Annotated in this window: 25 protein-coding genes; 9 read left to right on the forward strand and 16 right to left on the reverse strand. The window is 41.2% G+C overall.

Annotation, left to right across the window (positions count from 1 at the left end; genetic code table 11):
* Positions 1-10 precede the first annotated feature (10 nt).
* Both ID165_RS12470 and ID165_RS12475 read left to right on the forward strand, forming a co-directional pair.
* On the forward strand, positions 11-859 hold the full coding sequence (locus ID165_RS12470) for an OmpA family protein (protein WP_192351061.1): 849 nt from the start codon (positions 11-13) through the stop codon (positions 857-859).
* Positions 860-1,081: 222 nt separating this feature from the next.
* Entirely contained in the window at positions 1,082-1,627 is a 546-nt protein-coding gene (locus ID165_RS12475; RefSeq protein ID WP_192351063.1) for a GxxExxY protein, read from the forward strand.
* Positions 1,628-1,663: 36 nt separating this feature from the next.
* On the opposite strand, the gene ID165_RS12480 is transcribed toward ID165_RS12475, so the two are convergent.
* From ID165_RS12480 to ID165_RS12495, 4 genes are all read right to left on the reverse strand, one after another.
* Positions 1,664-3,013, reverse strand: coding sequence for a TolC family protein (locus ID165_RS12480; protein ID WP_225587114.1), 1,350 nt, complete (start codon positions 3,011-3,013; stop codon positions 1,664-1,666).
* Entirely contained in the window at positions 2,991-3,674 is a 684-nt protein-coding gene (locus ID165_RS12485) for an ABC transporter ATP-binding protein (RefSeq protein WP_192351067.1), read from the reverse strand. Before ID165_RS12485 ends, ID165_RS12480 begins: the two co-directional genes overlap by 23 nt.
* Positions 3,675-4,046: 372 nt before the next feature.
* The gene (locus ID165_RS12490; protein WP_192351069.1) at positions 4,047-5,396 is read right to left on the reverse strand and encodes a Gfo/Idh/MocA family protein; all 1,350 of its coding nucleotides are present in this window, start codon (positions 5,394-5,396) and stop codon (positions 4,047-4,049) included.
* Positions 5,397-5,424: 28 nt separating this feature from the next.
* Positions 5,425-6,087 carry a DUF1080 domain-containing protein gene (locus ID165_RS12495; protein ID WP_192351071.1) on the reverse strand — a complete coding sequence of 221 codons (663 nt, stop codon included), beginning with the start codon at positions 6,085-6,087 and terminating at the stop codon, positions 5,425-5,427.
* Positions 6,088-6,667: 580 nt separating this feature from the next.
* Here ID165_RS12495 and ID165_RS12500 point away from each other — a divergent pair.
* Complete coding sequence (locus tag ID165_RS12500) at positions 6,668-7,720, forward strand: PA0069 family radical SAM protein (protein ID WP_192351072.1); 1,053 nt, start codon at positions 6,668-6,670, stop codon at positions 7,718-7,720.
* Positions 7,721-7,899: 179 nt separating this feature from the next.
* A complete protein-coding gene (locus tag ID165_RS12505; protein WP_192351075.1) occupies positions 7,900-8,298 on the forward strand; it encodes an endonuclease domain-containing protein in 399 nt (132 codons plus the stop codon).
* A 174-nt stretch (positions 8,299-8,472) separates the two neighbouring features.
* Here the strand turns inward: ID165_RS12505 and ID165_RS12510 are convergent, their stop codons facing one another.
* The 3 genes from ID165_RS12510 to ID165_RS12520 all read right to left on the reverse strand — a co-directional run bounded on the left by ID165_RS12510 (position 8,473) and on the right by ID165_RS12520 (position 15,996).
* Complete coding sequence (locus ID165_RS12510) at positions 8,473-10,890, reverse strand: ABC transporter permease (RefSeq protein WP_192351077.1); 2,418 nt, start codon at positions 10,888-10,890, stop codon at positions 8,473-8,475.
* 139 nt (positions 10,891-11,029) lie between these two features.
* Complete coding sequence (locus tag ID165_RS12515) at positions 11,030-13,474, reverse strand: ABC transporter permease (protein WP_192351079.1); 2,445 nt, start codon at positions 13,472-13,474, stop codon at positions 11,030-11,032.
* Positions 13,475-13,524: 50 nt separating this feature from the next.
* Positions 13,525-15,996, reverse strand: coding sequence for an ABC transporter permease (locus ID165_RS12520; RefSeq protein WP_192351081.1), 2,472 nt, complete (start codon positions 15,994-15,996; stop codon positions 13,525-13,527).
* 228 nt (positions 15,997-16,224) lie between these two features.
* Here ID165_RS12520 and ID165_RS12525 point away from each other — a divergent pair, with 228 nt between their 5' ends.
* The 3 genes from ID165_RS12525 (at position 16,225) to ID165_RS12535 (ending at position 18,258) form a co-directional block, all read left to right on the forward strand.
* Positions 16,225-16,407, forward strand: coding sequence for a hypothetical protein (locus ID165_RS12525; protein WP_192351082.1), 183 nt, complete (start codon positions 16,225-16,227; stop codon positions 16,405-16,407).
* Positions 16,408-16,472: 65 nt separating this feature from the next.
* On the forward strand, positions 16,473-17,738 hold the full coding sequence (locus ID165_RS12530; protein WP_192351084.1) for a sulfite oxidase: 1,266 nt from the start codon (positions 16,473-16,475) through the stop codon (positions 17,736-17,738).
* A 4-nt stretch (positions 17,739-17,742) separates the two neighbouring features.
* Entirely contained in the window at positions 17,743-18,258 is a 516-nt protein-coding gene (locus ID165_RS12535; RefSeq protein WP_225587115.1) for a hypothetical protein, read from the forward strand.
* Positions 18,259-18,733: 475 nt separating this feature from the next.
* On the opposite strand, the gene ID165_RS12540 is transcribed toward ID165_RS12535, so the two are convergent.
* The 7 genes from ID165_RS12540 to ID165_RS12570 form a co-directional block, all read right to left on the reverse strand.
* Positions 18,734-19,621: a zinc-dependent peptidase gene (locus ID165_RS12540; RefSeq protein WP_192351086.1), complete on the reverse strand. Its 888-nt coding sequence runs from the start codon at positions 19,619-19,621 to the stop codon at positions 18,734-18,736.
* A 130-nt stretch (positions 19,622-19,751) separates the two neighbouring features.
* Positions 19,752-20,612, reverse strand: coding sequence for an HAEPLYID family protein (locus ID165_RS12545; RefSeq protein WP_192351088.1), 861 nt, complete (start codon positions 20,610-20,612; stop codon positions 19,752-19,754).
* An 80-nt stretch (positions 20,613-20,692) separates the two neighbouring features.
* Complete coding sequence (locus ID165_RS12550) at positions 20,693-21,067, reverse strand: hypothetical protein (RefSeq protein WP_225587116.1); 375 nt, start codon at positions 21,065-21,067, stop codon at positions 20,693-20,695.
* A gap of 172 nt (positions 21,068-21,239) precedes the next feature.
* Positions 21,240-21,692 (reverse strand): DUF1569 domain-containing protein, encoded by a 453-nt coding sequence (locus tag ID165_RS12555; protein WP_192351090.1) that lies wholly within the window; start codon positions 21,690-21,692, stop codon positions 21,240-21,242.
* The gene (locus ID165_RS12560) at positions 21,676-22,110 is read right to left on the reverse strand and encodes a VOC family protein (RefSeq protein WP_192351092.1); all 435 of its coding nucleotides are present in this window, start codon (positions 22,108-22,110) and stop codon (positions 21,676-21,678) included. The genes ID165_RS12555 and ID165_RS12560 overlap by 17 nt, the downstream gene beginning before the upstream one ends.
* Positions 22,111-22,160: 50 nt before the next feature.
* A complete protein-coding gene (locus ID165_RS12565; protein ID WP_192351094.1) occupies positions 22,161-22,613 on the reverse strand; it encodes an AraC family transcriptional regulator in 453 nt (150 codons plus the stop codon).
* A 243-nt stretch (positions 22,614-22,856) separates the two neighbouring features.
* Complete coding sequence (locus ID165_RS12570) at positions 22,857-23,114, reverse strand: AraC family transcriptional regulator (protein ID WP_192351096.1); 258 nt, start codon at positions 23,112-23,114, stop codon at positions 22,857-22,859.
* A 531-nt stretch (positions 23,115-23,645) separates the two neighbouring features.
* Here ID165_RS12570 and ID165_RS12575 point away from each other — a divergent pair.
* On the forward strand, positions 23,646-24,017 hold the full coding sequence (locus ID165_RS12575; RefSeq protein WP_192351098.1) for a single-stranded DNA-binding protein: 372 nt from the start codon (positions 23,646-23,648) through the stop codon (positions 24,015-24,017).
* Between the two features lie 172 nt (positions 24,018-24,189).
* On the opposite strand, the gene ID165_RS12580 is transcribed toward ID165_RS12575, so the two are convergent.
* Positions 24,190-24,669 (reverse strand): nucleotidyl transferase AbiEii/AbiGii toxin family protein, encoded by a 480-nt coding sequence (locus ID165_RS12580; protein ID WP_225587141.1) that lies wholly within the window; start codon positions 24,667-24,669, stop codon positions 24,190-24,192.
* Between the two features lie 126 nt (positions 24,670-24,795).
* Positions 24,796-25,584 (reverse strand): type IV toxin-antitoxin system AbiEi family antitoxin, encoded by a 789-nt coding sequence (locus ID165_RS12585; protein ID WP_192351100.1) that lies wholly within the window; start codon positions 25,582-25,584, stop codon positions 24,796-24,798.
* Between the two features lie 210 nt (positions 25,585-25,794).
* Here ID165_RS12585 and ID165_RS12590 point away from each other — a divergent pair, with 210 nt between their 5' ends.
* A complete protein-coding gene (locus ID165_RS12590) occupies positions 25,795-26,166 on the forward strand; it encodes a single-stranded DNA-binding protein (RefSeq protein ID WP_192351102.1) in 372 nt (123 codons plus the stop codon).
* Positions 26,167-26,334 lie beyond the last annotated feature (168 nt).

Below are 26,334 nucleotides of genomic sequence, written 5' to 3' on the forward strand. Positions count from 1 at the left end.
GAAATTAACTATGAAAAAATCACTAATTGTTACCGGACTGTTGAGTGCCACTGTGATGGTGTCATGTGTTTCAAAGAAAAAATACACTGAGCTGGAAGGCAATCTTTTTAAAACCCAAACTGAACTGGCCACTACTGAGCAAGAAAAAGCTGAGCTTGAAGAGAAAATGCAAATCATCGAGAATAGAGTTGCAGAATATAATGCAAGAATCAACTCTCTTCGCGACACCAATGACGCATTGACCATGCAGAACGATGGCATGCTTAGTTTAGAAGGCGCAACTGTCATGTCCAAAAACTCCAAAGAGAAGATGAAGCAGACTTTGGCCAATGTAGACCCCAATAAATTGGCCCAAGCGCAGACTTTGGAGGATTCAGTCAATCTGGCAGTAGAATATAATTTGAAGAAAAACATCACTGCAACCACTGTAGACGGTGAAGATGATGATGTCAGCATCAGTATTGACCAAACTGTAGTAATGATCTCTGTGTCTGATAAACTACTTTTCAATACAGGCAGCTATAGAATTAACAGCAAAGCGGATCCTCTTTTGGCAAAACTTGCCGAGGTGATCAATGCCGAGCCAAGCTTACAAGTGATGATCGAGGGACACACTGATCCAAGAACGATTTCTACGGGAGTGGTTCAGGACAACTGGGATCTTTCGGTAAAAAGAGCAACCAGCATCGTCAGAAAACTTCAAGAGGACTACAGTGTTGCACCTGAGAAAATGATAGCTGCAGGCCGAGCTAGTTATATGCCACTTGTGGAAAATGATACTCCTGAAAATATGGCAATCAACAGAAGAACAAGAATCGTATTGATCCCTGACTTGGACATGTTCTTTGCGATGCTATAAGATTAAAACCACCAACTACTATTAACCACCACAACCCAAAAGCAGGCTTCCGAGCCTGCTTTTTTCGCTTTTACCAGAGAAGATGAGAAGGGTCATAAATACTCCAGTTCACCTCTTAAACATAAAACTAGGCTTAATTTCTTCCTGAACATATATTATATAACGCATTAGTAAGACGTGGATTTCTTTCTAAAAATTGGTATATTTTGATAAAAAGATGGGATGCTACCTACTCAAAAATCAATTGACAAGCTCTCCTACCAAATAATCGGGGCTGCAATAGAAGTACATAAACGCTTAGGACCAGGTCTTTTAGAAAGTATCTATCATAAGTGTATGGCCATCGAATTAGCGACCCAGAACATAAGATTCGCAAGTGAACTCGTCATTCCCTTCGCAAGTGAACTCGTCATTCCCATTGAGTACAAAGGTCACTTTTTAGACGCTCAGCTCAGGTGCGATTTTTTGGTCGAAGAGCAAATTGTAGTTGAAATAAAATCAGTTTCAGAGATTCTCCCAATTCACCAAGCGCAAATTATTAACTACCTCAATTTGTTAAAGGCGCCAAAGGGAGTACTTATAAATTTTAACGTGGTAAACATTTTTCATAATGGTCAAAAAACATTTGTCAATAAGTACTACGAAAGACTTGACAATGTAAAACCGTACCAGAGAAATCATCATGCCTCCCACTTAAAAACTATAACACAACATAGGCACATAGAAAGCATAGACTTAACAAATGAAGTAGAATTTCATTTCCTATGAAATCTATGTGCCTATGTGATCAAAACCTAGTTCGTTTCAATCCAGCACATTCAAGGTACCCAAGGCGTGCTGCATCAAGACTTCTTGGAAATACAAGGTATAAACGGCCTGTGCCTGATCAGCTTGTGCACTTACAAGTTGCTGATTGGCAGTAGCCAAATCCACAAAATTGGAAATCCCCAAACGGAAACGCTCTGAAATCGCATTTTGAGCTTCTTCTGCCGCCAGTACCTGAATTCCTGTATTTCCTTCTTTTTTCACAGCGGCCATATAATTGAGATGGGCAAGTTTCACATCCTGATAGATTTTTCTGTCGACGGATTCCTTCTGCAAAATCTGATTTTTATAAGCTACCCGACTTCTACTTACGTCCAATCTGTTTTGGAAATTATTGAAGATGGGTATCGACAAGCTAAGCCCAATTGTATTCTGGGGATATACTTTCAGGAGTTGATCCCGAAGATTCCTATCATCAAGTGAAGTAAAGAACGTATTGTAATTGTAGAACGCACCAATTCTTGGGTAATACATCGCTTTGATAGCCTGCATATCCTTTTGGTATGAAGTCACTAAAAGTTTCTGCTGCCTACCATCGGCACGATTTGACAGCGCTAGTTCATATAGATCCTGCATATTCATCCCCTCAATATTTACAGCAGCCGTCCTAGGATCAACCGGTTCCAAAAGAGGCATCACCCCTGCCTCCAACTGAAGATATTCTGACAAATCCCATAGATCATTTTCGTATTGTAGTTCCGCATCTACCAACACCGATTCCAGTCTCGCCACTTCAGACTGCTGATTGTATTTGTCAGACAGGGTACGAAGCCCTGCATCCACAAATCCATCAATCTGCCTCAGAGTTTCTTTCTGGTTCTCCAGATTCTCAATAGCGATTCTGACCAATTCCTTATCCAAAAGCACTTGAAGGTATCTTCTGGACACATCAAACATCACTTGTTGAGAGGCTCTTTCCAGCCCCTTTTCGCCAGCTTCATAGGCAAGTTTTGCAGATTGCGTATCCAGAATTCTCCTGCCCGAATTAAAAATCGGCATATTCATGTTCAACCCTGCATTTACCACTTCATTGGTCACGCTTGTCACTACGATCTCACCCTCTATTTGTTGGGTCTGTTGCCCTGATTGTCGACCAAATGAGCTATTGAAATTTGCATTCGGAAGATGGGAAAGCAGAGCAGACTGCTTCTCCAGTTTTAATACTTCCAAAGTATTGGACTGGGTTCGGTAGTCAACATTTGCAGCCAAAGCCAAATCTACCGCCTGACGAAAATTGATCCTCAATGTATCCTGAGCCTGAATAGTACCCGCAAACAGGACAGCCATAATCAGTATTAAATTCTTTCTATACATGAACAATCGCTTCATCTTTTTCAATTTTACCATCCAGCATATCGATTAATCGTGTGCCGTAATCCGCATTTTCTCTTGCATGTGTAGCCTGAATAATGGTTGTTCCTTCCCTGTGCAATTCCTGAAAAACCTCCATAATCTCCTTTGCCTGTCCGGAATGGAGATTACCCGTAGGCTCATCTGCAAGAAGTACACGGGGTTTTCCCGCCACCGCCCTTGCGATACCTACCAACTGCTGCTGCCCTCCGGAAAGCTGGGCCGGAAAGAGATCCTTTTTGGCCACCATATTGAATCTATCCAAGAGATTTGCTATAATGCTTTTGCGCTCATTGGAAGATACTTTTCTATACAAAAGCGGCGTCTCAATATTCTCATATACAGTCAATTCGTCAATCAGATGATAAGCTTGGAAGATGTAACCGAACTCACTTTTATGAAGTGCTGCACGGTCTCGCTCCCTCATTGATTTGATGTTTCTATCACCAAAAAAGTACTCCCCATCATAATCCTCATCCAGTAAACCAAGGATATTCAGCAGCGTGGATTTCCCGGCACCACTTGGCCCCATAAGCGTGATAAACTCCCCTTCATTTATTGTAAGATTTATTCCCTTGAGAATAAACACACGCTGAAACCGTGATTCTATGTATTTATCTACTTCTTTTAATTGTATCATTAATGTATTGAAAGATTGTAAAATTGAAATATTGGAAGATTAAGTTAATCCAATTATTTATTCTAAGTTTTAATTCTATTTACGCATTTGGGTACCTGATTTCCTAGCCAGTGTGACTACAGCTTACTACTGCTTGTACTCTTTTCCACTTTTATGCCACAAAAAATGCCTCTGGATAAACTCCAGAGGCATTTTTATACTTTAGGCATGCTTACTATCTCGAACATTTTTGTTCGCTGGCGAACAAAATCAATGATCAAACCCAAGGTTCAATTCTCAATATTTAAACCCCATTCCCGGATCTCGAATCTTGGCTCTTGATTCTTAGTTCTAGAATCTTGAATCTTGTGTCTAGCTACTTACTACTCCGGACTAGAACTTGCGATACTTTCCTTTCAAGAACTTATTTGCTTCCTTCTCATCAAATTTAGCCTTCTTACTGTTCCAGTGAAGTGTCTGATTAGGGAATCTCCCTGCGATCACACCAAGTAAAATGGTCTCTGTCAATCTAGATGCATAGGAGAATGGTGCCGTTGTTTGACCCTTGCCTAGGCAGGCATCCACAAACTGGTGGTAGTGCTTCTTGCTTTCGGAATCGTAATCTTTCACCGGCTTGCCCAAATTGAATGATTCTATATCCATTTCCACATACTTGCCATCCACGATTTTACGCGGTAACTGCTGGAAGTGTGGCAACAACAACCTTCCTTTTTCCCCCATAAACATGGCTCCCTGATCCGGCAACTCATCTCCATTAGGCAACACCAAATCCTCATGAGCTTCCGGTGCTCCGATTCCATCGTACCAAACCCATTTCAAGGTCTCAGCAGTATGCTTAGTCCCGGGAAATTCATAGGTTACTACGTTGTTTGCAGGAAAACCGAATCCGGTAGGTTCACGACACTCATTGATAATCGTACGGGGCACGTCTAACTCAAGCGCATTATACGGGGTGTCAAAAATATGCACACCCATATCACCAAGTGTACCACAACCGTAATCCATCACTTTTCTCCAATTCCCCGGATGATAGAAACCTTCCTTGTATGGACGCTCCGGAGCAGTTCCTTGCCACAGGTTCCAATCCAAACTGGCAGGCACAGGATCAGATCCCTCCGGCTCAGGCCCATCGTAACCCCAGTCTTTTGGTGACCAGGCACGAACGGTATGGACTTTACCGATAATTCCCGACTGAATAAGTAAGGTTGCCAGTTTATAATCATAGAACGAATGAACCTGTATGCCCATCTGGGTCACCAAATTCTTCTTGGCAGCAAGCTCATTCATCTCCCTTGCCTCACTCACATGATGAGTCAATGGCTTCTGGCAATACACAGGCTTATTCATCTTCATAGCCATGATGGAAGCCGGCGCATGGGTATGATCCGGAGTAGAAACGACTACGGCGTCAATCTCATCAGACATCTCCTTCAAAAGCTCCCTATAATCAGTATAAGTCTTTGCATTTGGATGAAGAACTTTCGCTTTGTCCATCATGGCCGTGTCTACGTCGCAAAGTGCCACCACATCTACCAGCTCATGGGATGAAATGGCATCCAGATCCGCCATTCCCATCATTCCAAGCCCGATATGAGCCGTTCTCAGACGCTCACCGGCATTTAATCTCGCTAAAAGTGAAGGAGCCAACGCAGCGCCTAACAGTCCTAAACCACTCTTTTTGACAAAGTCTCTACGATCAATACTTTCAATATTCTTACTCATGTTTTAATAAATTTATTTCTAAGTTATTTTATAGTTTTTTGATTCTGATATTCTTAAAGCGGACTACATCTCCATGCCCCAAGAAGCCTATATGTCCCGAACTGCGCTGCAAACCCGGATGATCTTTTTGATCCAAGGTGCCGTTTTTGCTTGATTCCAAGTAATCCTCATCCAAAATAGTCTCTCCATTCAGAATGATTTTGATGCGGGGATGATTTACTATCACTTCTTGAGTATTCCATTCTCCCACAGGATTAAGAAATCCACGCTTGGCAGGTAGCACCCCATAAACAGAACCGTGGAATTGGTATGCTTGAAGATCCGCGTACTTCTCTGCTGTATTATCCAAAATCTGTAGTTCTTTTCCCACATAGGCTGCATCTCCTTCAAGAGGAGCATGAATTCCCAAACCATTATTTGCCCCAGATGTCAATTGAAATTCAAATCGAAAGATAAAATCACCATACTCTTTTTCTGTATATAAATTTCCTCCCCCAGTTCCTTTGGGGTCTATGACGATCATCCCACCTTCAGCTCTATAAGAACTCTTGTCCCCTACCCAACCATCTAGATTTTTCCCGTTGAAAAGCTCAGTAAAGCCCTCGTCTGAACTTTGCTTCTGACTGCTACATGCTACTACTATAGCGGTAGAAATTAACGCCAAAAAAACAAAAGAATTAGATTTGGACATGCGATAAAATTTATCCTTTTTAATTGGGATCCGATTAGTTTTATAATGCAATTTAACCTTTCATGTGAATTATGGGATAAAAAACTTAATTAAAAATTTTATTTACTTATTAGGTTATTTATTGATTTTTTCGGGAAAGGTGTTTTTTTATAATTATCCAAAACTGCACTGTCACCGCAACTTATTACTCCACAGATTTTTGGTTGGACACCGGGTGGGGTTCGTAATTCCATCCTCCTATTTTTTGTAATTTAAAATCCTTGCCTATCCTCCTTTTGGCCAACTACTATCTTTCCAATAGCTATCCCTTAGGCCAAAACCCGAAATCGTAATTCATTCCGTCAACCTGAGGCTACAAATGTGTTACACCTACGGTGTTCTTTTACAATCACATCCTTTCTTATCTTACCCTTAAGCAGAGCTTGTAACTCTGCTTTCATTTCCTTTGGAGTCTACAGTCCTCATCCTTAAATGACTAAAGCATTTCCACCTTTCCAGACATCTCCTGTCGCCATCATTCTTCATCCTTTTTTCGTATGCCAAACTGCCGGTATATTGAGGTGTGATAAAAGAAAATGAATTGAAAGACAGTTATTTCAAAGGACGTGGGTCGCAGATTAAGACTGACAATAAATTCCTCAAGCACCGTTATGTCAGCGAGCATATTGAGGGACTGGATGAACCGCTGATCCAGTCCCCACAGACAAAAGTTTACCAAGAACACTCCAAAACGATTGTAAACAAAATTGAAAGTCCTGATTTGGGCATGATGTACTCACTTAATCCGTACCAAGGCTGTGAACACGGATGCAGCTATTGCTATGCAAGAAATACACATGAGTATTATGGATTTGATGCAGGACTGGACTTCGAAAGCAAAATTATAGCTAAAGCAAATGCAGCCCTGCTTCTGGAAAAATTATTTCATAAGCCAAGCTGGAAACCCGTTCCGATCAGCGTCGCAGGTAACACCGATTGCTATCAGCCGCTGGAGCGTAAGATGGAACTTACCAGAAGTCTGCTGAAAGTCTTTGCCCGGTATCGTCACCCGGTAGGAATGATCACTAAAAACAGCCTGATCTTACGTGACAAAGATCTGCTTCAGGATCTGGCTCAGGATAGGCTGATCAAAGTTTTTATTTCTATTACTTCACTCGATGAACATGTAAGACGTACCATGGAGCCTCGAACTGCCAGTGCATCCAAGAGGCTAAAGACAATAGAAGAACTTTCTTTAGCAGGTATCCCCGTGGGGGTCATGTGCGCACCGATCATCCCGGGTCTGACTGATCATGAGACCCCTGCAATCCTCAAATCCGCAGCAGATCATGGTGCACTCACGGCAGGAATGACCGTAGTTCGCCTTAACGGAAGTGTAGGCCCCATTTTCGAAGATTGGATTCACAAAAACTTTCCCGACCGAGCCCAAAAAGTTATCGATCAAATCTGCTCGATGCATGGCGGTCAACTCAATGATTCGCAATTTGGAAGAAGGATGCGGGGTGAAGGCAAAGTCGCAGAAATGATCAATCTGCTGTTTGCCACATCAAAACGGAAATATTTTTCGGGTAGAACCATGCCCGAATTTGACCTTAGCAAGTTTCGCAAGGGCGGAAATTTGAATTTGTTTTAATAAATCCCCCTAGCCCCCTTTGTAAAGGGGGAGTCGCATCAACTGAACCTCAGATATCAATCAATACAATAAAAAATATTAATAAAGAGGGGCCAAAGTTCCATTGAGGCTATTCCCCCTTCTTAAGGGGGCTAGGGGGATTTTTTTCATAGGATCTAAAAGTTTTATAAATTTATCCTATGTATTTTTTACCCTACAACAAGTCACTAAAGGAATTTTCCCGTGAACTTAGATCGCATAGCACACTGTCGGAAATTTTGCTTTGGCAAAAAATAAGAGCAAGCCAATTCCGTGGATATGGATTCAATCGACAAAAGCCTTTGGGCAATTTCATCGTTGATTTTTTTTGTAAACAATTAAATCTCGTCATCGAAATTGACGGAGACTCACATTTCAATGAAGAGGCTATCCTGAATGATCAAAAACGTCAGAAAATCTTGGAGGACTTAGGACTAAATTTCTTAAGGTTTTCGGATATAGATATTAAGAAGGACATAGGATATGTTTTGAATGAGCTAAATCTCTATATTGATGATTGGGAAGATAAAAACGGGATTAATAGAAGTGATTTCAAATAATAAATCCCCCTGCCCCCTTTGTAAAGGGGGATTCACCTCAAACTGAACCTCAAAGCTAAACTTTTATAGTTATCCATTTTAATGTAAAAGATTGAAGTACCGTTGAATCCATTCCCCCTTCTTAAGGGGGCTAGGGGGATTTCTAGCAAAGATTTCCTAAATCTCAAATCCACACTACTCACTCTTCAGCACCTTGGCAGGATTTGTCTGCGAAGCCACGTAAGAGTGGATACCTACGATAAGCATACATATTCCCATCACTCCCAGACCCGCTGCTACAAATATCAAATACGGCATTTCTACCCGGGTATTGAAGCCATTTAGCCAATCATTGAGAAAATAGTATGCAGGGAATACAGCGATTAGAAATGAAACTCCCACCAAAATCATGTATTCTTTGGAGATCAAAAAGAGAATCTGCTGTAGAGTTGCGCCCAAGACTTTCCTGATACTGATCTCTTTGGTTCGCTGGGCTATTGTGAAACTGGAAAGACCAAACAAGCCGAGACAGGAAATCAAAATCGCAAGCGCACAGGCAAATCCAAGGACATTTTTGATTTTCACATCTTCCTGATAGAATCGATCTATCTGCGTATCCAAAAAGCTAAAAGATGCTGATTCGTAGGGATAAATACTCAGGTAAATCTTCTCCAATTTTTCCTTTGCCGCAGCCAGGTTTTGATTGGAATTCAGCTTTACATTCACTGTTTGAAAAAATTGAGGATTATAGGTGAAGAGAAGTGGGCGAATTCCTTCTCTAAGTGTCCTGGAATGAAAATCAGCAACCACTCCGATAATTTTCCGTTGCTCCCCACTATATTCTATCTCTATTCCTACGGCATCTTCAGCACTTGCGAAACCGGCTTCTTTCACAAATTGCTCATTAACCATTAGTTCATCTTTTCGATCTATCCCATCCGAGCCTGCTATCAGCGGAATACCATTTACCCGTACAAAGGCCGAATCGACATTCATCACCTGTATATAAATCTCCTTTTCAGTTGTGTCCACAGGCACTTTGGCATCAGATGTCCAAAGACTCGTAGACGACACCAAACTACCGCTCAAACTGGCACTTTGTACCATTGTCTCCTGATTAAAGCGATCCTGAAGCTGAAGCATTTTGTCAGGATCCGACATGAAGGGAAGATAGGCGTACATTACGGCTTCCTTATCAAACCCCAGCGGCTGGCTGGTCACATACTTCAGCTGATAGTTCAGTACCAAAACCAGAATAATAAAAGCAATAGAAGATGACAGTTGAATCACTGTGAGGTTCTTTCTCAGAAAAACTCCTACAGAAAAACTACCACTCTTGATCAATTCTCCCTTCAAGGCCCGCTGAGGGTCATAGTTAGAAAGAATCAGAGCCGGATAAATCCCCGCGATCATGGAGATCAAAACAGAGAACCCGACATAGAAAAGAATATTGTAAACAGTAAAGTATTCAACACTGAAATTCTTCGGAAGATAGTCTGCAAATAGCACTTTGAGCCCTTCGACAAATGCCATTGCCAAGACAGTACTGAACAAGACGATCAAAAATGTCTCTGCAAGAAACTGGGTGATCAACTGAATTCGCGTTCCTCCGATTGTTTTTCTGATTCCTACTTCCTTGGCTCTACCTATGGCTTGCGCAGTTTCAAGGTTTACGAAGTTCAGCACTGCTAGCACCAGAATAATCAAACCTATTAGAATCAAGCCATTCAGGAAAACTTTGGAAACATTGTCATAGGCATAATTCTCTCCAAAATGCAGCTCGGATAAGGGTTCTGTAAAAAAACTTGTGCCATATCCGCTATCCTCTTTAGCCTCCATATTTTTTGCAATTAGAGGTTCAAATGCCTTATCTACTGACTCATGAGATACCCCTTTGGCTAGTTTGACGAAAAGTTGACTGCTTGAATTGACCGATGTCCAGTCATGCAAACCATACCATTCTATTTGCTCCTCTGTCCGAATTGTGCTAAAAGAGATGAAATCAGTGAAAATAAAGTCCGTGTTTTTGGTATAGTCAGCAACTACACCTGTCACTTTAGCATAGATGGAATCAGAATCTGCAAACATCAACTCCTGTCCCAGCACATCTGATGCTTCAGAACCAGGGAAATACTTATGCAAGCTCTCTTCAGTGATCACCAGTGATTCAGGTTGGAGCAAGGCAGTTTCAGGATTTCCTGCCAGCCATTCTCTCGGGAAAACCTTAAAGAATCCCTGATCCGCAAAAGTCACCTTATCTGATCTCCCAAACACTTTACCGGAGGAAGGTAAGGCAACCATGGTCTGATCCATCGTATAAAGTCTGCCTTTTTGTTCTATCCCCGACACATCCTCCTGAATCACCTCACCGAGCGGCCCCGGAGTTCCTGAATTGGGAAAACTTCCCTCATCCCCCCAATCCGTCAGGGTATTAATTCGGTATATTCTCTCCTTATCCGGATGGAATTGATCAAAGCTATAGGAATGTGTCACCACATTGAAGATCAGAAAGCAAATCGCTATGCCTATCGACAAACCCAAAATATGAATGCTTGTCCTCAGCTTATTTCGCGTCAGATTTCTAAAGGCTATTTTAAAGTAGTTTTTCAGCATTTTGTTAGAATTGAAAGATTGGAAAATTCTAAAATTGGAGGGTTCATTTTATCCGTCATTGCGAGCGAGGTACGAGCGAAGCAATCTGTTCCGTAAAAGAGATTGCTTCGTTCCGCGCAATGACGAAACCCCAGTTACCCTACTCATCTTTAAGTGTCTTCACAGGATTCATCCGGGTAGCTCTGAAAGACTGGGCAGAAACTATTGCAATCGTAAACGCGATTCCCGCAAATCCCAATAAGGTAAAGTTGAGCCAAGATGGCCATTCTTTCACCGCAAACTGCTCAATCCACCCCTTCATAAAATACAGACTCAACGGCAAAGCCACCAATACTCCCACCACCGTTATGATTAGAAATTCTTTGTTAAACATCAAGGATATACTCCAGCTAGAAGCACCCAACACTTTTCGGATACCTATTTCTTTGGTTCGCCCGGCTATACTCAGTGCTGCCATGGCGAATAGCCCCATCGCTGCTATCAGTATGGCAATACAGGCAGCCAGAAAGACCATTTTCCCCAATCGCTCATCTGCTACATATTCTTTTTGAACGGCCTCATCAAGAAAGCTGAAACTAAAAGCCTCCATTGGAAACACCCGATTCCATTCATTCTCAAGCATAGTCTTGAAAACTTCGAAATCCGTCCCACTGCCTTTCACCATTACCTTCGGGTTGGTGCCTGAACTGATCATCAGCATATTGATTCCACTAAATACTGTTTCAGGGCTTTTTGCCAGGATTACCGGTTCTATCTCCTTATACAGGGAATTATGATTAAAATCCTTTACCACGCCCACGATTTCATGGTTGCCTATTTTATTACTCGGAAGTGATTCCCCTAGAGGATCCTCCCATTTCATAGCTTTTGCAAAAGTCTCATTGATCAATACCGCGTTGCCGTCTGATCCGGTTTCAGGATTGAAATCCCGACCGCTTAACAGCTCCAGACCAAGGGTTTTCAGATAATCCCCACCCACAAAATTCAATCGGAAATTAAACTGCTTGCCATCTTCCGTCGGGAATCCTCCATTCCAAAACGCATCGTCTCCATAGGTTGCGATAGTAATTCCTGCAGATTGGACTTCTGATCTGCCTTCCAAAGCCTGGCGGTATTTCTCTGCCTGTGCAAAGCTCTCATTTATCGATTTTACGAAACTCGTACTGGGCACATCAGGAATATCCACCAGCACCACCATATCTTGGTCAAAACCCAAATCATAATCCCGAACTGCTTCCATCTGATTGACCATAATCAATGTCGAGGCGATCAACACAAAGGAGATAAAAAACTGAAATGCCACCAATCCCTTTCGCAGCGCCTGCTTCCCAAAACGTATTGAGAGATTGCCCTTCAGCACTTTAATAGGCTTCAGACTGGACATGAAAAAGGCCGGATATGCGCCTGCCAGCGCAGTAATTAAGACTACCAAACCACCTAATATCAAGAGTTGAGTCGGCCCATAAACCAGATCAAGTTGCTTATCAAACAGATTGTTAAAAATAGGAAGCAGAGCTTCTGCCAAGATCAATCCGAAAACCAATGCTGCGATAGTGGTCAGAAATGCCTCTGTCAGAAACTGAAAAACCAACTGGCCGAAATCTGCTCCCATGGTCTTGCGAACACCCACTTCTTTGGCACGGGTGGTAGACCTGCCTATTGCCATTGTGGTAAAATTGATACAGGCGATCAACAGAGTCAAAAATGCAATTCCTGCCAAAATCCACAATAGCGATGGACGGGTGGATTCTATCATACCCGGATCCGGATTATCTGTCAGGTGCATCTCAGAGATTGGTTGGAGCGTAAAGGTATATTCCCCTGGCTTGTATTGTTCTCCGAGAACCTTTTTCATCATACCTTCCACTCCTGCTTCTACGACGGCTTTATCAGATGCATTGTTTAATTTTACATAGGTATCTCCGTAGACATTAAACCAAGAATTCTGGTTTTGTTCTGCGACATTAAAATCCAGGTTCCTGTCATTCATCAGCACCTCAAACTTTATACTGCTGTTTGCAGGCAGGTTCTCCAAAAGACCTGTAATTTTATATTCCTCGTAGTTGTCTCCCATCTTCATTCTGAGAAATTTGCCGATGGGGTTTGCATCACCAAAGTACTTTTTGGAAATTTCTTCCGTGATCACCACACTAAACTTGTCCTGAAGCACTTGCTCTTTGGACCCCTGAAGCAACCTAAAACTGAAAATTTCCAAAAACTCTGGACTCACCATCAAATAAGGCTGGTTTTGGGTGGTCTCCTCATCCAGATAAGTCTGGGCAGCACCACTCACCAAGCGCGTTGTTTGGGTAACTTGCGAAAATTCCTCCGCAAAAGTAGGTGCAGTAATAATAGGAGTAGAAAAAGAAGCACTGCCTTCTCCATCTTCAACCTCAAATCGCTGTATTCGGAAAATCCTATCACTTTCACTATGAAAATCATCAAAATTGACCTCAAACTGCACAAAAAAGAAAATCAACGTACTCACCCCCAAACCCAGTGTAAGCCCGATCAAATTGATTCCCGTGTGTAATTTGTTTTTGGACAGATTACGGATTGCGATTTTAAAGTAGTTCTTCCACATGTTAGTTAACTCAGAGAAAAGGATTTTATATTCTTTTTGACTTTAATGTTTTATTCATTCTTGATGGCATCCACGGGATTGGCTAAGGCAGTTTTCAACGATTGAATTGAAACGGTGGAATAAGCCAAAACAATCGAAATGGCAGCGGAAGCCAAGAAAAACCAAGCTGAGATCGGGACTTTGAATGCAAACTGATCCAACCATTCTTCCATCAAATAATAGCTAAGTGGCAAAGCAATCAACAAGGAAACCCCAACAAGAATCAGAAATTCAGATGTCAGTTTATTTACGATGGTCAAAGCCGATGCGCCAAGCACGCGTCGGATCCCTATTTCTTTCCTTTTGGATTCTGCCGTGAACATGGATAATCCCAGCAAGCCCAAACAGGAAATAAGTAATGTCAGGAAAGCAAATGATCCCAAAAGAGAACTGGTTTTTGCCTGCTGTTCATACTGCAAGGCGATATCCTCATCCAAAAACTTATAATCGAAAGGTAACCCCGAATTTACTTTCTTCCATGTAGCTTTCAAGAGTCCCAAAATTTCCTCATCAATTCCTTTATCTGCTTTGATCAAAACGTAATTGGTCCCATCAAATGCCGCATTTTTGGCTGGCAAATAGATCGTAGGGGCGATCGAATACCTTAAATCCCGGGTATGATAATTCTTGACTACTCCCACCACATTTCCTTTATAATTGGAAAAAAGCTCACCATTTTCCTCAGTGAACACCCGTAAATCTGATCCAATAACTGAAATTAGATCTTTTTCCATCCAAGCCAATGCTGCTTCATTCACGATCATAGCCACATTGCTCAATTCAGGGAAGCGGTCTCTCATCAATTTTGAAACTCCCCGGTCAGCCCCATCTTCATTGAACTCCCGCCCAGAAAGTATGGGGATACCCAGACTTTCAAAATAGCCTGCATCTACATATTGCACATTGATATTCGTGGTTTCTCCTTCTTTGATGCCAGGATAATCAGCCGTCGGATTCCATCCCGTGTCAATCCCCGGTCTATCGCTGGTAAATTTGACAGCTCCAATGCCGGAGAGTTTGGAAAGTTCCTGTTTTAACACATCTCCTTTTTCTTTGGCCAAATTCCCCATTTTTACAGAAATCAAACCTTCCGATTCAAAGCCCATCGATGAGTTAGTCATAAATTGATACTGATAAAAAGCTACCGAAGCGCAAAAAACAAGAAGCGTAGATAAGACAAACTGAAAAACCACCAGAGATTTTCTCAACATTGACTTTCCTTTAGTTAAGGGAAATTGCTTTAAAATCATCTCCGGCTTTAACCCTGATAAATAGAATGCGGGGAAAATTCCTGCCATCAAGGAAGAGGAAATCCAAATCCCTACAAGCAATAACTGCAATCGACTATCCTGCAATAAGTCAATAGGAATCTGCAAGGAAATAATTGAGGCTATGAGTGGGATAGACAGATAAACCATCAAAACACCAATCACCATGGCTATCGCATTGATTAAAAACGACTCTGCTAGAAACTGGGCGATCAACTGGCCCTTATGGGCGCCATTTACTTTTCGGATCCCGATTTCCTTCATCCGTTTGATTGCCCGGGCAGTGGCAAGGTTGATGAAATTGATACAGGCCAATACCAAAACAAATACCCCAATGGAAAGGAAAATCCATAAGGTCTGTGCAGACATTGGAGGAGTCCATTCACCCTGAAAGCTTGCATTGGTGTGAACATCCCTGATGGGCTGCAAAAAATGCACGTAGGCTTTGGCTTCCCCGGGATTTCTATACTTTGGATTTATTTCCTGAATTCTTTTGCTTATGACAGCGGGATTATGTTGTTCATTTACTTTGACATAGGTGTACGTCTGTGGCCACCAAAAACTCCCAAAATCAGCAGTGAGCGGAATTTCATTGAAGGATTTGAACGTATTCATCCCAGAGACAAAATCGAATTTCATGTGGGTATTGGACGGAAGTTTTTTCAACACTCCACGAACTTCAAAAGAAAAATCACCGGTAGATATCAGCACTTTCCCGATCGGATCTGCCTCTCCAAAATACTTCAGTGCCATCTCTTCCGTGATCACTACTTGATAAGGATTTTCAAGTACTCCTTTCCAACTTCCCCTGCTGAGTTCAAATCCAAAAAGCTGATCAAAACCTGCATCTGAAAAAATAAAGCGATCTTCTCTAAATCGCTCATCCGGCGTTATTCCATCGGGAGCATACAAATAAGTACTGATCTGTGTTAGGCTCACGACTTCATCGAGTTGACCCTGAAATTCCTTTCGGAGCATAGGTGCAACCGCACCTCCAGCCCAAGCCCAAGTGTTAGTAGCTTGTACCTCTTGAACTACTCTAAATATCCGATCCGAATCAAAATGAAAAGAATCATAGGATCTTTCGTGCTTGACAAAAGCCAAAATTATCAGGCAGCAAGCCAAGCCTACAGACAATCCCAATACATTAATCAGCGAAAATGATTTCTGTCTATAAAGATTTCTCCAGGCTATTTTCAGGTAATTCTTCCACATTGGAAACATGGTTAGTTATTAGGTCAAGACTAATCAAGCTGTAAGCTCCACTATCCTAAGTCTATTCATTCATCGCCGAAGTACGCTGAAGACTCAACACTCCGGGAAAAAGAATATTCCACTTCCACTACTATCAAATTTCTATGCCATTCATAATCAGCTAAAACAGGCTTATTTCGCCTAAAAAGGTATCCAATCGAAAAATCAATCGGACATTTTTGTCCGCTGGTGGGCAAAGTTTTTCAAAGTAGTATTCAGTTAACCGTATTCTGTCTCAGTCAGGAAGTTCCTGTCTATGACAATGAAGCGCATGAAATCGATGAAAAGCTAGATATCAGCCAAGATTATCCTGTTTCCAAAGGATCTACTTCTCCATTCACAACCAGTTGGATTATAGAAATGGACAGCTGACAATAGGACATTAGTCCCGAAGATTTTTAATTTTACTTTCTATCCCTTTTCACTAACCTGTAGCCATGTCAAACGCTGACAATACCAAACCAAAGAATACTAAAAGCTTAACCGAAGATAGACGGGCCTTTTTGCAAAAAAGCACACTTGCAGCTATGTCTGCATTTTTGGGAACCGATATCGTCCACGCTGCCACCATGCCTAAGGATTACAAACCAGTTGCATTGCCAGCGGATTTTGACCCTATGAAAGGGAAAGCTGAAGGAATGATCATCCGCAATGAAAAACCTTGGAACGTGGAGCCGGCACCCCATCTACTGAATGATGCTATAACTCCTTTTGAAAATATTTTCATCAGGAACAATGGACTGATTCCGGAAGATATTGACGTGAATAACTGGACACTCACGATAGCCGGAGAATCTGTTTCTCAGGAAAAAACATACCGCTTGGACGAGCTCAAACAAAAATTCAAATCCTACACCTATCAACTGGTGCTAGAATGCGGTGGAAATGGAAGGGCTGGTTTTTATCCACCGGCTTCGGGCAATCAATGGGAAGAAGGGGCTGTTTACAATTCGCAATGGACAGGAGTGAGACTAAAAGATGTCTTGGCTGATGTGGGAATCAAATCTGATGCGGTTTATATTGGCTACTATGGCAAAGACAAGCACCTCAATGGAGACCCTAATAAAGTAGTGATCTCGAGAGGGGTTCCTATTGCAAAGGCTATGCAGGATGAGACACTTCTGGCTTGGGCACTGAATGGAAAAGATATTCCACTGGCTCATGGCTACCCACTGAGATTGGTGTGCGGAGGCTGGCCAGCGTCAGTTTGCGGTAAGTGGCTTCACAAGCTGGTTGTGAGAAATAAGGTGCATGACGGAGAGAAGATGATGGGAGATGCCTATCGTGTACCAAAATATCCGGTAGCTCCGGGTGAAAAAGTACCGGATGAGGATATGAAAATCATCGAATCCATGCCTGTAAAGTCAATTATCACGTACCCCAAATCGGGGGCGATGTTTTCCTCTTCCAAAAAATTGACTGTACAGGGGCATGCCTGGGCAGGTGAGTATGAAGTGAAGGATATGCAGGTAAGTACGGATTTTGGGGCAACATGGCAAAAATGCATTTTGAAAAAACCCGCAAATCGACTGGCTTGGCAACAATGGTCTATTGACTTGGACTTTCCTCAGCCAGGGTATTATGAGGTCTGGGCAAAAGCCACTGATGATCAGGGAATCTCCCAACCTATGGTGATGCCGGCATGGAATCCGAAGGGATATCTAAACAATGCCTGTCATAGAATCGCAGTGAAAGTAAGCTGAGTTTATGAAAAACATCCCCAATCCTTCCGAAAAATCTTCTCAGAGAGAGAAAAAAAGGCTTTTCGACGGCCTTGTCACATCTGTATCGGGACTAGTAGTGATCCTATTTCTATTGCTGGGATTAATCGGTTTTTTAGTTTTCCAGCCTGACCTGCCGGCTTTTCGACGTTCGGATTCAGCAGAACTTTCTCCCGATCTCTCAGCAAACCAAAGTGAAAGCACCGACTATATACTAGACGGAAAAGACATGGAGACAGGATTGATGGCAGGTGAAGGTCTTGAGCTGGTCAAAGCAAACTGCACCAATTGCCACTCCAGCGCATTAATCCTTCAAAACAGATTTACCCGTGAAGGTTGGCACGCCAAGATCGTTTGGATGCAGGAAACGCAGGGATTATGGGACTTAGGCAGTGCAGAATCAATCATTTTGGACTATCTCGCAGCACATTACGCTCCTGAAGCTCCTCAGGGAAGAAGAATTCCTCTTAGTGGTATAGAATGGTATGAGCTAAAAGACTAGAGATTTCAGTTTAACTTTTTGAATATTTTCTCCATCCAAAACTTCCTGCCCGCTACTACTCCTTCTTAGTGAACTTACTGTATTGGCAACTGTTCAGGTCTGCCCGTCCATAAAAGCGATCGGCTTTAGCAAAACGCTATCCTGCTTTCCCAAGGATTCAAAAAACTGGTGGACCACTGCTCACACGGCAGCTTCTTCCATATTTTTAGGTTGCTGCGAAAAGCAATTAAAACAACTCATAAGAACGAGGAACAAAAATACTTTTTCATGGTCTCAACGAGTTTTAACCCGAATTATGCATTAGCATTTCTACGTCACGGCGTACAAGTTATTGCGACCAAAAATTGCTTCAAAATCAGTCACTGCGTTGCAATTTTCGACTTCACCATATACGCTGCGGAGGACTCAGTCTCCAAACAGCCTGATTTTAGTGCAATTAATGGTCTCTTAACGAAACCTAATGTAAAATCCGGGTTTAATCATGCATCATACAACAGTCTTTGAACTTTTTCCCACTACCGCATGGACAGGAGGCATTTCTCCCTATTGTTCGCTTTAGCTTATTATCTCCTACCTGACTATTGGCCAGATCAGTTTGGAATATTGAAGAAAGCACTTCGTATAATTCAGGGTGCTTTCCTTTGAATAGCCGCGGTCGTTCAAAAAAATATTCGCTCACAACCGCCAGAAACTCCTGCTTATTTGTAGCGCCGTAAATATTAATGTCACTTTTCCCGTCAAGCATTTCCTTTGTATTCTCACTGATCAAATGCAGCCATGGCAATACTGTCTGATTTTTCATAATTGCATGGGGAATCCCATCGATCTCTCCATCTTGCTTGTCAAACAAATGCACAAACTCATGAATACCCACATTCATTTTGTCGCCGGCATTATCAAAACCCTGATGCAAAGCAGGCTTAGAAAAGATCACCACATGATGCATCACTCCTCCACTTCCCACCATGCCTGAGATATTCCGACCCTGCACGTTTAAATCATACTTCTCCGTAAACAAATCAGGATAAAGCAGCACCTCATGCAAACTACTGTACTCCCACTCCGGAAAAGCAAAAACAGGGATAACTGCACTACTGGCGACTAAAAGCCGATCTTCATCATCCACCTTGGTTTTAATTCCAGTAATTCTCACCCGCTTCAGAAATCGTAGAATATCAGCTTCAAAAACAGCTTTATCTTCTTTAGTAAGAGAAGCATAGAAATTCACTTCTTTTAGTAAATAAAGTCTCCAATCCTCCGGAAATACTTCAGGCACAGGAAACCCGCTCTTTATTCCTCTGGGGCGAAAAAGTAAATAAAGAACCAAAGCAATGAATAATCCGACTATTATTTTAATGGTCACGAGTTCGTTGTTTCAAAGACAAGAAAAGGGAAGGAATGCATAGTGTCCCCAGCTATTTCCCTGAAATAAAACTACTGAATGCTATCAATTCCTTCCCTTTTAAGATTACAATATATGGATATCCGAAGTGCTATTTTTCCTTATGTTTAGGTTCGTAAATCAACCTCAAAAAGGAACTTAACCCTTCATTTTTCCTGCTCACCGGAATTCCTGCCACAATTCCTATCAGCAAGCTGTCCGTTACTTCTACACGCATCTGGGGCCGCATTGTCATATCAAAGTCGCTACCGTCAATAGTCTTATTAAATTCAACTCCAATAAAATTCCTTGTCCCGGAAATCATGTAGTGAAAGCTTGTATTAATGTCATAAGTGGTATGGATTTTTTTTGTACTGTAGTTCTGTTCTATCATTGGGCCTGTATAAATCAATGAGTGGAAATTAGTACCCCAACGCTTAGCAACCACAAAAAATGGATTGTAAACATTGCCTTTAATCAAAGGTTGGCCGAAGTTTCTGAAATCGGAAAGCTCAAACTCATTAATATAGCCTATCGCCATAGAAGTAGCTATTTTTTCATTGACGAAAAAAGACCATTGGGTAGCCAGTTTTATACTGTTGAGGCTGTTTGAAGGAATGGAATCCTTTGGCGTTCCGTTGATTCCTGAATAAATCGTAAAAGGAAGCTCTACTTCAAAACCCAAGCGGTTAATCGGAGCCCATTCATATTCTATAAGAGCCTCATATGAGTCAAATTTCCGTTTGTCTGTCATGCCAAAACCTAAGTTCCACTCCTTTTCGCCTTTTCTAGCCCCGAGATCTCTTATCAGGTCAATATAGAGCGGCTCAGCATGCAAGACCTTGTCAGGGTGTTTGTGGTTTTCCACTTGTTCGATATATAGGCTGTCCTTTTCAGAATTGGTTGTTTGCGCAATTGCACAGGTCGAAGATGCCAAGACAATGCCTAACACCCCTATTTTTTTGATGTTCATTTTTGATTTGTTCTTTTTACACTACAAAATTGTCCCGGCACCGGTTAAAGCATTGGGGATAATCAAGTCATATAGACAAATCAACTCTTGGGTGGAGGAGTATCAAGTTGTAGAAAGCCGCTTGTCAAATAAGCGTTATAGTCAGGAAAATACTCTTTTCCCCCTGCAATAAGTGAATGCGCAATGCAGGAATAAGCTGTATGCTGGATGATTAAATCTATCCTAACAGTTGGCTTTTTGTCATGTCCCTCTGTGTCAGGATCATCATACTCTTGGAACGCATCCTCAAAGCCCAAAATTGTCTCAACGACAACCTCGATGATACTTTCCTGGTCATTGATTGATAAATCTTCCGGAATATGAGTAGGGTGCGGGTCTGCCGTATCAGCACTTATATTAAGCAGATAAAGTCCCATCAAACCCCATAGGATCTTGGTAAATCTGTTATTCCTCAATTGGCTAATCACAGTCCAAAACTAACACTATTTTGCAAGCTGGCGATATAGTAGTCCCCAAAAAACACTGTTATTATGATGATAATATATCTATTCAGATCCTTGTGGATCACAAAATAGCGGTTTAGATGAATCTTAAACCGCTATTTCTTAATTGTTTCAGTTTCCGTATTCACACTCCAAATTGTCTTAAATGATGGTCGGTATGTTTGTGCACTAATACGCCTATTTGTTCTTTGGTCATTTTACCTAAAAAATCGTGGACAAATTTAGGGTTGTTATAGTTTTCATATTCACCTAGCAAAGAAATCCATTTAGACTTTTCGGCTTCCAAGTCACCACTCAATACTTTTACTTTGAACTGCTCGGAAGTAGGGATGTTTTTATCCAATGGTTTTTCGTCCTTTATCATTCTTTTCAATGCTATTTTTCCAAAAATCTTTCCTAAAAACTCCTGTTTATACACAAAATCACCCTCACCCAAAATCCAACAGTTCCAATACGTGTTGTGCTTCGTCATTTGGTAAACATTCATTTTTCCCCAGTGTGCGGTATTGTCATTTTTGAGCAAATGAATCCTCTGTATCAATTCATCCCGTGTTACTTTTTCAAACACCGTCTTCATTGTCGAAATTGGCTATGGGCTGCAAAGAAAAATAGTTTCCCGAATCATCCTTGAAGAGAGCTTCAGTTCCATAGAATTCCTTTTTTGGAGGTTTTATAAACTCCACCCCTTTGGTTTTCAGTTCTTCATAAGTGGCAAAGATGTCGGTACAGGTAAGCACACCACAGCCGAACACTCCCTTTTTGATAAGGTCAATCAAGGTTTCAGCAGTTTCTTTGGGGAACATTTTACTTACCTTCACAGGGAAGAGCACTAGTTGCAAATCCGGTTGTTCCGGCGGAGACACTGTCAGCCATCTTGTGTCTGGCCCCATAGGGATATCATCTACTACTTTGAAACCCAATTTATTCACATAGAAGTCGTAGGCACTGTCTTGGTCAATCACGTGAATATTCGTGATGGTCATTTTTGTAATCATGATAGCTTATATTTTAAAACGTTGAACTCAAGACAAATATCTGCAATCGTTTAGCTATCAACTTCTTCAAAATTGCTATTCTCAAGCCAGCCATGCCGGTAAGCATAGCAGCCCGGCACAAAGGCAAGCGGTTCTTTCTTGATTTTTTCTTTGGTTCTTATATGCTCAGCAGAAAATACGGATGGTGATGCACCCACTGTCTTGGAAAAAAGGCCACTAAATGAGGAAAGACTGTCAAACCCCACGGAATAGCACACTTCTGTAACAGGCACCCCGGCTTTCAAAAGCTCTTTTGCCTTTTCAATCCTTACATATTTCAAATATTGATGGGGAGTTTTGCCGTAAGTGGACTTAAAGAGACGTATAAAATGGAATTTGGAAAAATAAGCCTCATCAGAAATGTTGTCCAAGTCTATTTTATCTGCGAAGTTTTTGTCAATAAAAAGCTTTGCCTGAACTATCCTTCTGTATAAATAAACCTTGGGGTATTGATCTGTTGCCATTTTGTTGTCGTTGACTTTAGAAAGCTCATATCCGAAATTTCATTATCGCTGATATCACGTTTTTATCAATAGAAAGGTTAAATAAATCGGGTTTGACGTATCGATATGCGAAAGTATGTTTACCAATTTACGGAAAGGATCCCTAACATAAAACCGATGCTGCGCTTTCTGTAATGACATTACTAACGATTCGTTTTATCTGCATTTTGTCAGCTGGTTTAGAGTACTCATTCAAGGAAATTTTCAAGTTGGCAGTTTGCCTGAATTCTTAAACCCTAATTGTTGTGTTTTCGCACTTATTTCACTAGGTGATTTGTTCGCACTTATTTCACTAGGTGATTTGTCGGTGTTTTTCCAAAATATTTTTTTAAACGTAGCTATAAATGAACTGACATTTTCGTGTCCTAATTCAAATGAAATTTCTTTAACACTTTTCTTTTCCCCTAATTGTTTAACCGCTTCCATTAATTTCAAGCGCATTTTCCAAACCCCAAACCCCATAGGAAGTTCTTTGTGAAATAACCTTGAAAGCGTTCCGGAACTTACGCATCACCTATTTGAATTTAGATTTTTATTCTATGGGAATTAGACTCAAAGAACAACTTGAAGCTTCGTTTCCAAGCGATTCAGAAACTTTAAAAACATGATTATTGCTGACGTTGGTGTAAATGACTTAGGGATAAATGTCACAAAGGCAAACGATGGGTATAATTTACATTATCCAATCCATATTTTCCCGGCAAATAACTGATGTGTTCTTAATGCCCTTTTTAATCGAAGGGCATTTTTCAGTGCGGAAAGACACCAAATTAATATCCAAAACTCACTGATCCTTCTAAACTATCAAACTTTCCTGAACCTCCTATCACTCCAAGAAGCAAATAAACCCACATTATCCGACAACAAACGTTTACTATCGAATACAAACGACTAGCTACCGACTAAGTGCAGACCGGCCCTGCAACTTTGGATCATAAGTTTTTCCTCCGGCGAAAACGACAAACAAATTTTCAAACCAAAACAACAAACATCATGAATGCGCTAAGAAACAAAGTACAGCTAATCGGTCACCTGGGAGCGAAAGTAGCATTGAAAACTCTGGAAAGTGGTAAAGTCTTAGGACACGCAAGCATCGCGACTAATGAATCTTACAGAAATCAAAAAGGTGAGCGTATCAAAGAAACTACCTGGCACAGACTAGTGATCTGGGGCAAGAATGCAGAGCTACTCGAAAAGTATACCGACAAGGGATCTGAAATCGCCGTAGAAGGAAAAATCTCCAACCGGGACTACAGCGATAAGGATGGGGTCAGACGCTACATCACCGAGGTGGTGGTAAATGATTTCCTATTCTTGGGTGAGAAGACCGCAAAAGTAAGTGAAGAAGCTGACATGCCTTTTTAATACAACTGACTTCCTTAAGAAAAGGCTGGAATTCACAAAGCTCCGGCTTTTTCTATATTCTAAACTTTTGAAACATACTTCAATCTCCCTGAATTCCTTCATGGAAGTATCATCAGAATCTACAAAACCAAGCTTTGTCAAAACCGATTTGAAATTATCTTTTAGTTATTATCTAAATTCTTGTTATTACCTCATCTTTCAGCCATTCAAAGGCTTCTTGTTGATTATATTCTATTTCCGACCGTAATAAAGCTTCCATATCTCCTATAAAGTTCGGATCATTTTCTTTTGCTTCTATGTTTTGTAAAAACTCCTTTTGACTCGGCTTTTTTTTCTCCGTCGCAAATGCAATGTACTGCCGAAAACACTCAAGAATTTCATCAATGTTAATGTCTCTATTGCGTCTGCCATAATCCAAATCAAACAAGTCTCGCCCTTTACTTCTTTGGTACAAGGCCCGAAGTTTCGTCCCTAGCAACTCATTTATGCTGTAAGTGCGTATTTTACAGTTCCCTTCAAACCATTCACTTTGCATAGTATAAGGGAAGTCTATCCAATCCAATACATTGAAATGTTCCCGACAATTGATCTCAAGTTTTAATCGCATCCGAATTTCTTCATACTCAGAAGTAAACCGGTATAATGCTTTGATGCCATGGCCTCTATTTTGCGCTGTTCTGTCTTACTAAAGCCCGGCTAATTACTAAATCCTGCTCTACTTGATAGAACTGTTTCCATGGTGCAGATTCCTGCCATTGTGCTATGTATGGTTTTGGAATCACAAATCACTTTCCAGTTTAATATTCACATCTACTTTCCATCTATTGTCGACTGATCCCGGCTTTTGTTTCCCTTTTGGAGAAAGTAGTACAGGAAAAAAATTACCTGAAATTAAATAGTCAAATAGAGGGTCTAATTCTATCCCCAATTGCAATTCTTCCATAATAAATCCAAACCTCTGTAACGTACTTCTATGTGGGTACCAAGACAATAGATCTTTAAGGTCATTATCGGTTATCTCTTCAGACAATTCTTCCAATATGGACAGCATTCTGTTAAGCCCTCCTAATTTAGTTTGGTGATGTATTAAATCTACTGCCGTCAGTGCAGGGCTGGATATTTTAAAAATTCCAGCATCTGACTTTCTTTCTACAATATTCTTAGTAGGCCATTTTGAAGAGGTCATGAATTTGATATCAAGCTTAACTTTCTTAATATCGTTTAGTTTGGGACGCTCTGTTATAACGTATTCCCTTTGACTCTGCTGATGGCTAGCTCCGTGAAATTTGGCTGCAGAGTAAAAAGCCAGATAATAGTTACGATTCAAACTTTTAAACAGTTTATCAATGTAAAGCTGGATAGGTAAATGCCCTTGTTTTGAATACCTTGGAGGTATTATCAGATGAAATCCTTTTCTAAGGCTTACTATTTCTTTCTTTTCAACTTGTCGGGCAAGTTCAAACTTCAGTGAAGCCCGTACAGAATTTGTGTTACCAATGACTTCTTCCAGTGAGAATGAATAATTCTCTATCGATAGTAGATGCTTGATATAGTCCTTCACTCTCATTTTAGTAACTTTTCTCTAAAAGCAGCAAAAAAAACTACTTATATAGAATTAATACTATAAATACCACTCCTTATCCGACAACAAACGCTTACTGTCGAATACAAACGACTAACTACCGACTTGGCACAGACCGATCCTGCAACTTTGGATCATAAGTTCTTCCTCTTGCGAAAATGACAAACAAATTTACTAACCAAAACAACAAACATCATGAATGCGCTAAGAAACAAAGTACAGCTAATCGGTCATCTGGGAGCCAAAGTAGAATTGAAAACCCTGGAAAGCGGTAAGGTCTTAGGACACGTGAGCCTCGCAACTAACGAATCCTATAAAAATCAGAAAGGTGAAAAAGTCACTGAAACTACCTGGCACAGACTGGTCATCTGGGGCAAGAATGCAGAGCTACTCGAAAAGTATACCGACAAGGGATCTGAAATCGCCGTAGAAGGAAAAATTTCCAACCGGGACTACAGCGATAAGGATGGCGTAAAGCGATACGTTACTGAGATCGTGGTAAATGACTTCCTATTCTTGGGCGAAAAAACCGCTAAAATGAAGGAAGAAGCTGATCTTCCTTTCTAAGGAAATCAAAGGGTAAAAGAAAATGGCTGGGGGTTCAGATGGACTTCCGGCCTTTCTCTTACCTCCTTTCCTAAAGGAAAACATTTCGTCAATTAGACCTTCTCTATGATTTAGTAAATCAGATCCCCCTTCTTGAGAAGCAGGATAACAGAAAGCACACAAGCGCAG

The organism is Algoriphagus sp. Y33 (assembly GCF_014838715.1).
In the GTDB taxonomy this organism is placed as follows: Bacteria; Bacteroidota; Bacteroidia; order Cytophagales; family Cyclobacteriaceae; genus Algoriphagus.

Coding starts and splice junctions, on each gene's coding strand:
- ID165_RS12570 (WP_192351096.1), bottom strand. CDS start 23,114: ATGGGGTTTGGGGTTTGGAAAATGCGCTTGAAATTAATGGAAGCGGTT.
- ID165_RS12485 (WP_192351067.1), bottom strand. CDS start 3,674: ATGATACAATTAAAAGAAGTAGATAAATACATAGAATCACGGTTTCAG.
- ID165_RS12590 (WP_192351102.1), top strand. CDS start 25,795: ATGAATGCGCTAAGAAACAAAGTACAGCTAATCGGTCATCTGGGAGCC.
- ID165_RS12575 (WP_192351098.1), top strand. CDS start 23,646: ATGAATGCGCTAAGAAACAAAGTACAGCTAATCGGTCACCTGGGAGCG.
- ID165_RS12480 (WP_225587114.1), bottom strand. CDS start 3,013: ATGAAGCGATTGTTCATGTATAGAAAGAATTTAATACTGATTATGGCT.
- ID165_RS12555 (WP_192351090.1), bottom strand. CDS start 21,692: ATGAAGACGGTGTTTGAAAAAGTAACACGGGATGAATTGATACAGAGG.
- ID165_RS12505 (WP_192351075.1), top strand. CDS start 7,900: ATGTATTTTTTACCCTACAACAAGTCACTAAAGGAATTTTCCCGTGAA.
- ID165_RS12545 (WP_192351088.1), bottom strand. CDS start 20,612: ATGAACATCAAAAAAATAGGGGTGTTAGGCATTGTCTTGGCATCTTCG.
- ID165_RS12475 (WP_192351063.1), top strand. CDS start 1,082: ATGCTACCTACTCAAAAATCAATTGACAAGCTCTCCTACCAAATAATC.
- ID165_RS12565 (WP_192351094.1), bottom strand. CDS start 22,613: ATGGCAACAGATCAATACCCCAAGGTTTATTTATACAGAAGGATAGTT.
- ID165_RS12560 (WP_192351092.1), bottom strand. CDS start 22,110: ATGATTACAAAAATGACCATCACGAATATTCACGTGATTGACCAAGAC.
- ID165_RS12470 (WP_192351061.1), top strand. CDS start 11: ATGAAAAAATCACTAATTGTTACCGGACTGTTGAGTGCCACTGTGATG.
- ID165_RS12515 (WP_192351079.1), bottom strand. CDS start 13,474: ATGTGGAAGAACTACTTTAAAATCGCAATCCGTAATCTGTCCAAAAAC.
- ID165_RS12520 (WP_192351081.1), bottom strand. CDS start 15,996: ATGTGGAAGAATTACCTGAAAATAGCCTGGAGAAATCTTTATAGACAG.
- ID165_RS12535 (WP_225587115.1), top strand. CDS start 17,743: ATGAAAAACATCCCCAATCCTTCCGAAAAATCTTCTCAGAGAGAGAAA.
- ID165_RS12585 (WP_192351100.1), bottom strand. CDS start 25,584: ATGAGAGTGAAGGACTATATCAAGCATCTACTATCGATAGAGAATTAT.
- ID165_RS12490 (WP_192351069.1), bottom strand. CDS start 5,396: ATGAGTAAGAATATTGAAAGTATTGATCGTAGAGACTTTGTCAAAAAG.
- ID165_RS12495 (WP_192351071.1), bottom strand. CDS start 6,087: ATGTCCAAATCTAATTCTTTTGTTTTTTTGGCGTTAATTTCTACCGCT.
- ID165_RS12530 (WP_192351084.1), top strand. CDS start 16,473: ATGTCAAACGCTGACAATACCAAACCAAAGAATACTAAAAGCTTAACC.
- ID165_RS12510 (WP_192351077.1), bottom strand. CDS start 10,890: ATGCTGAAAAACTACTTTAAAATAGCCTTTAGAAATCTGACGCGAAAT.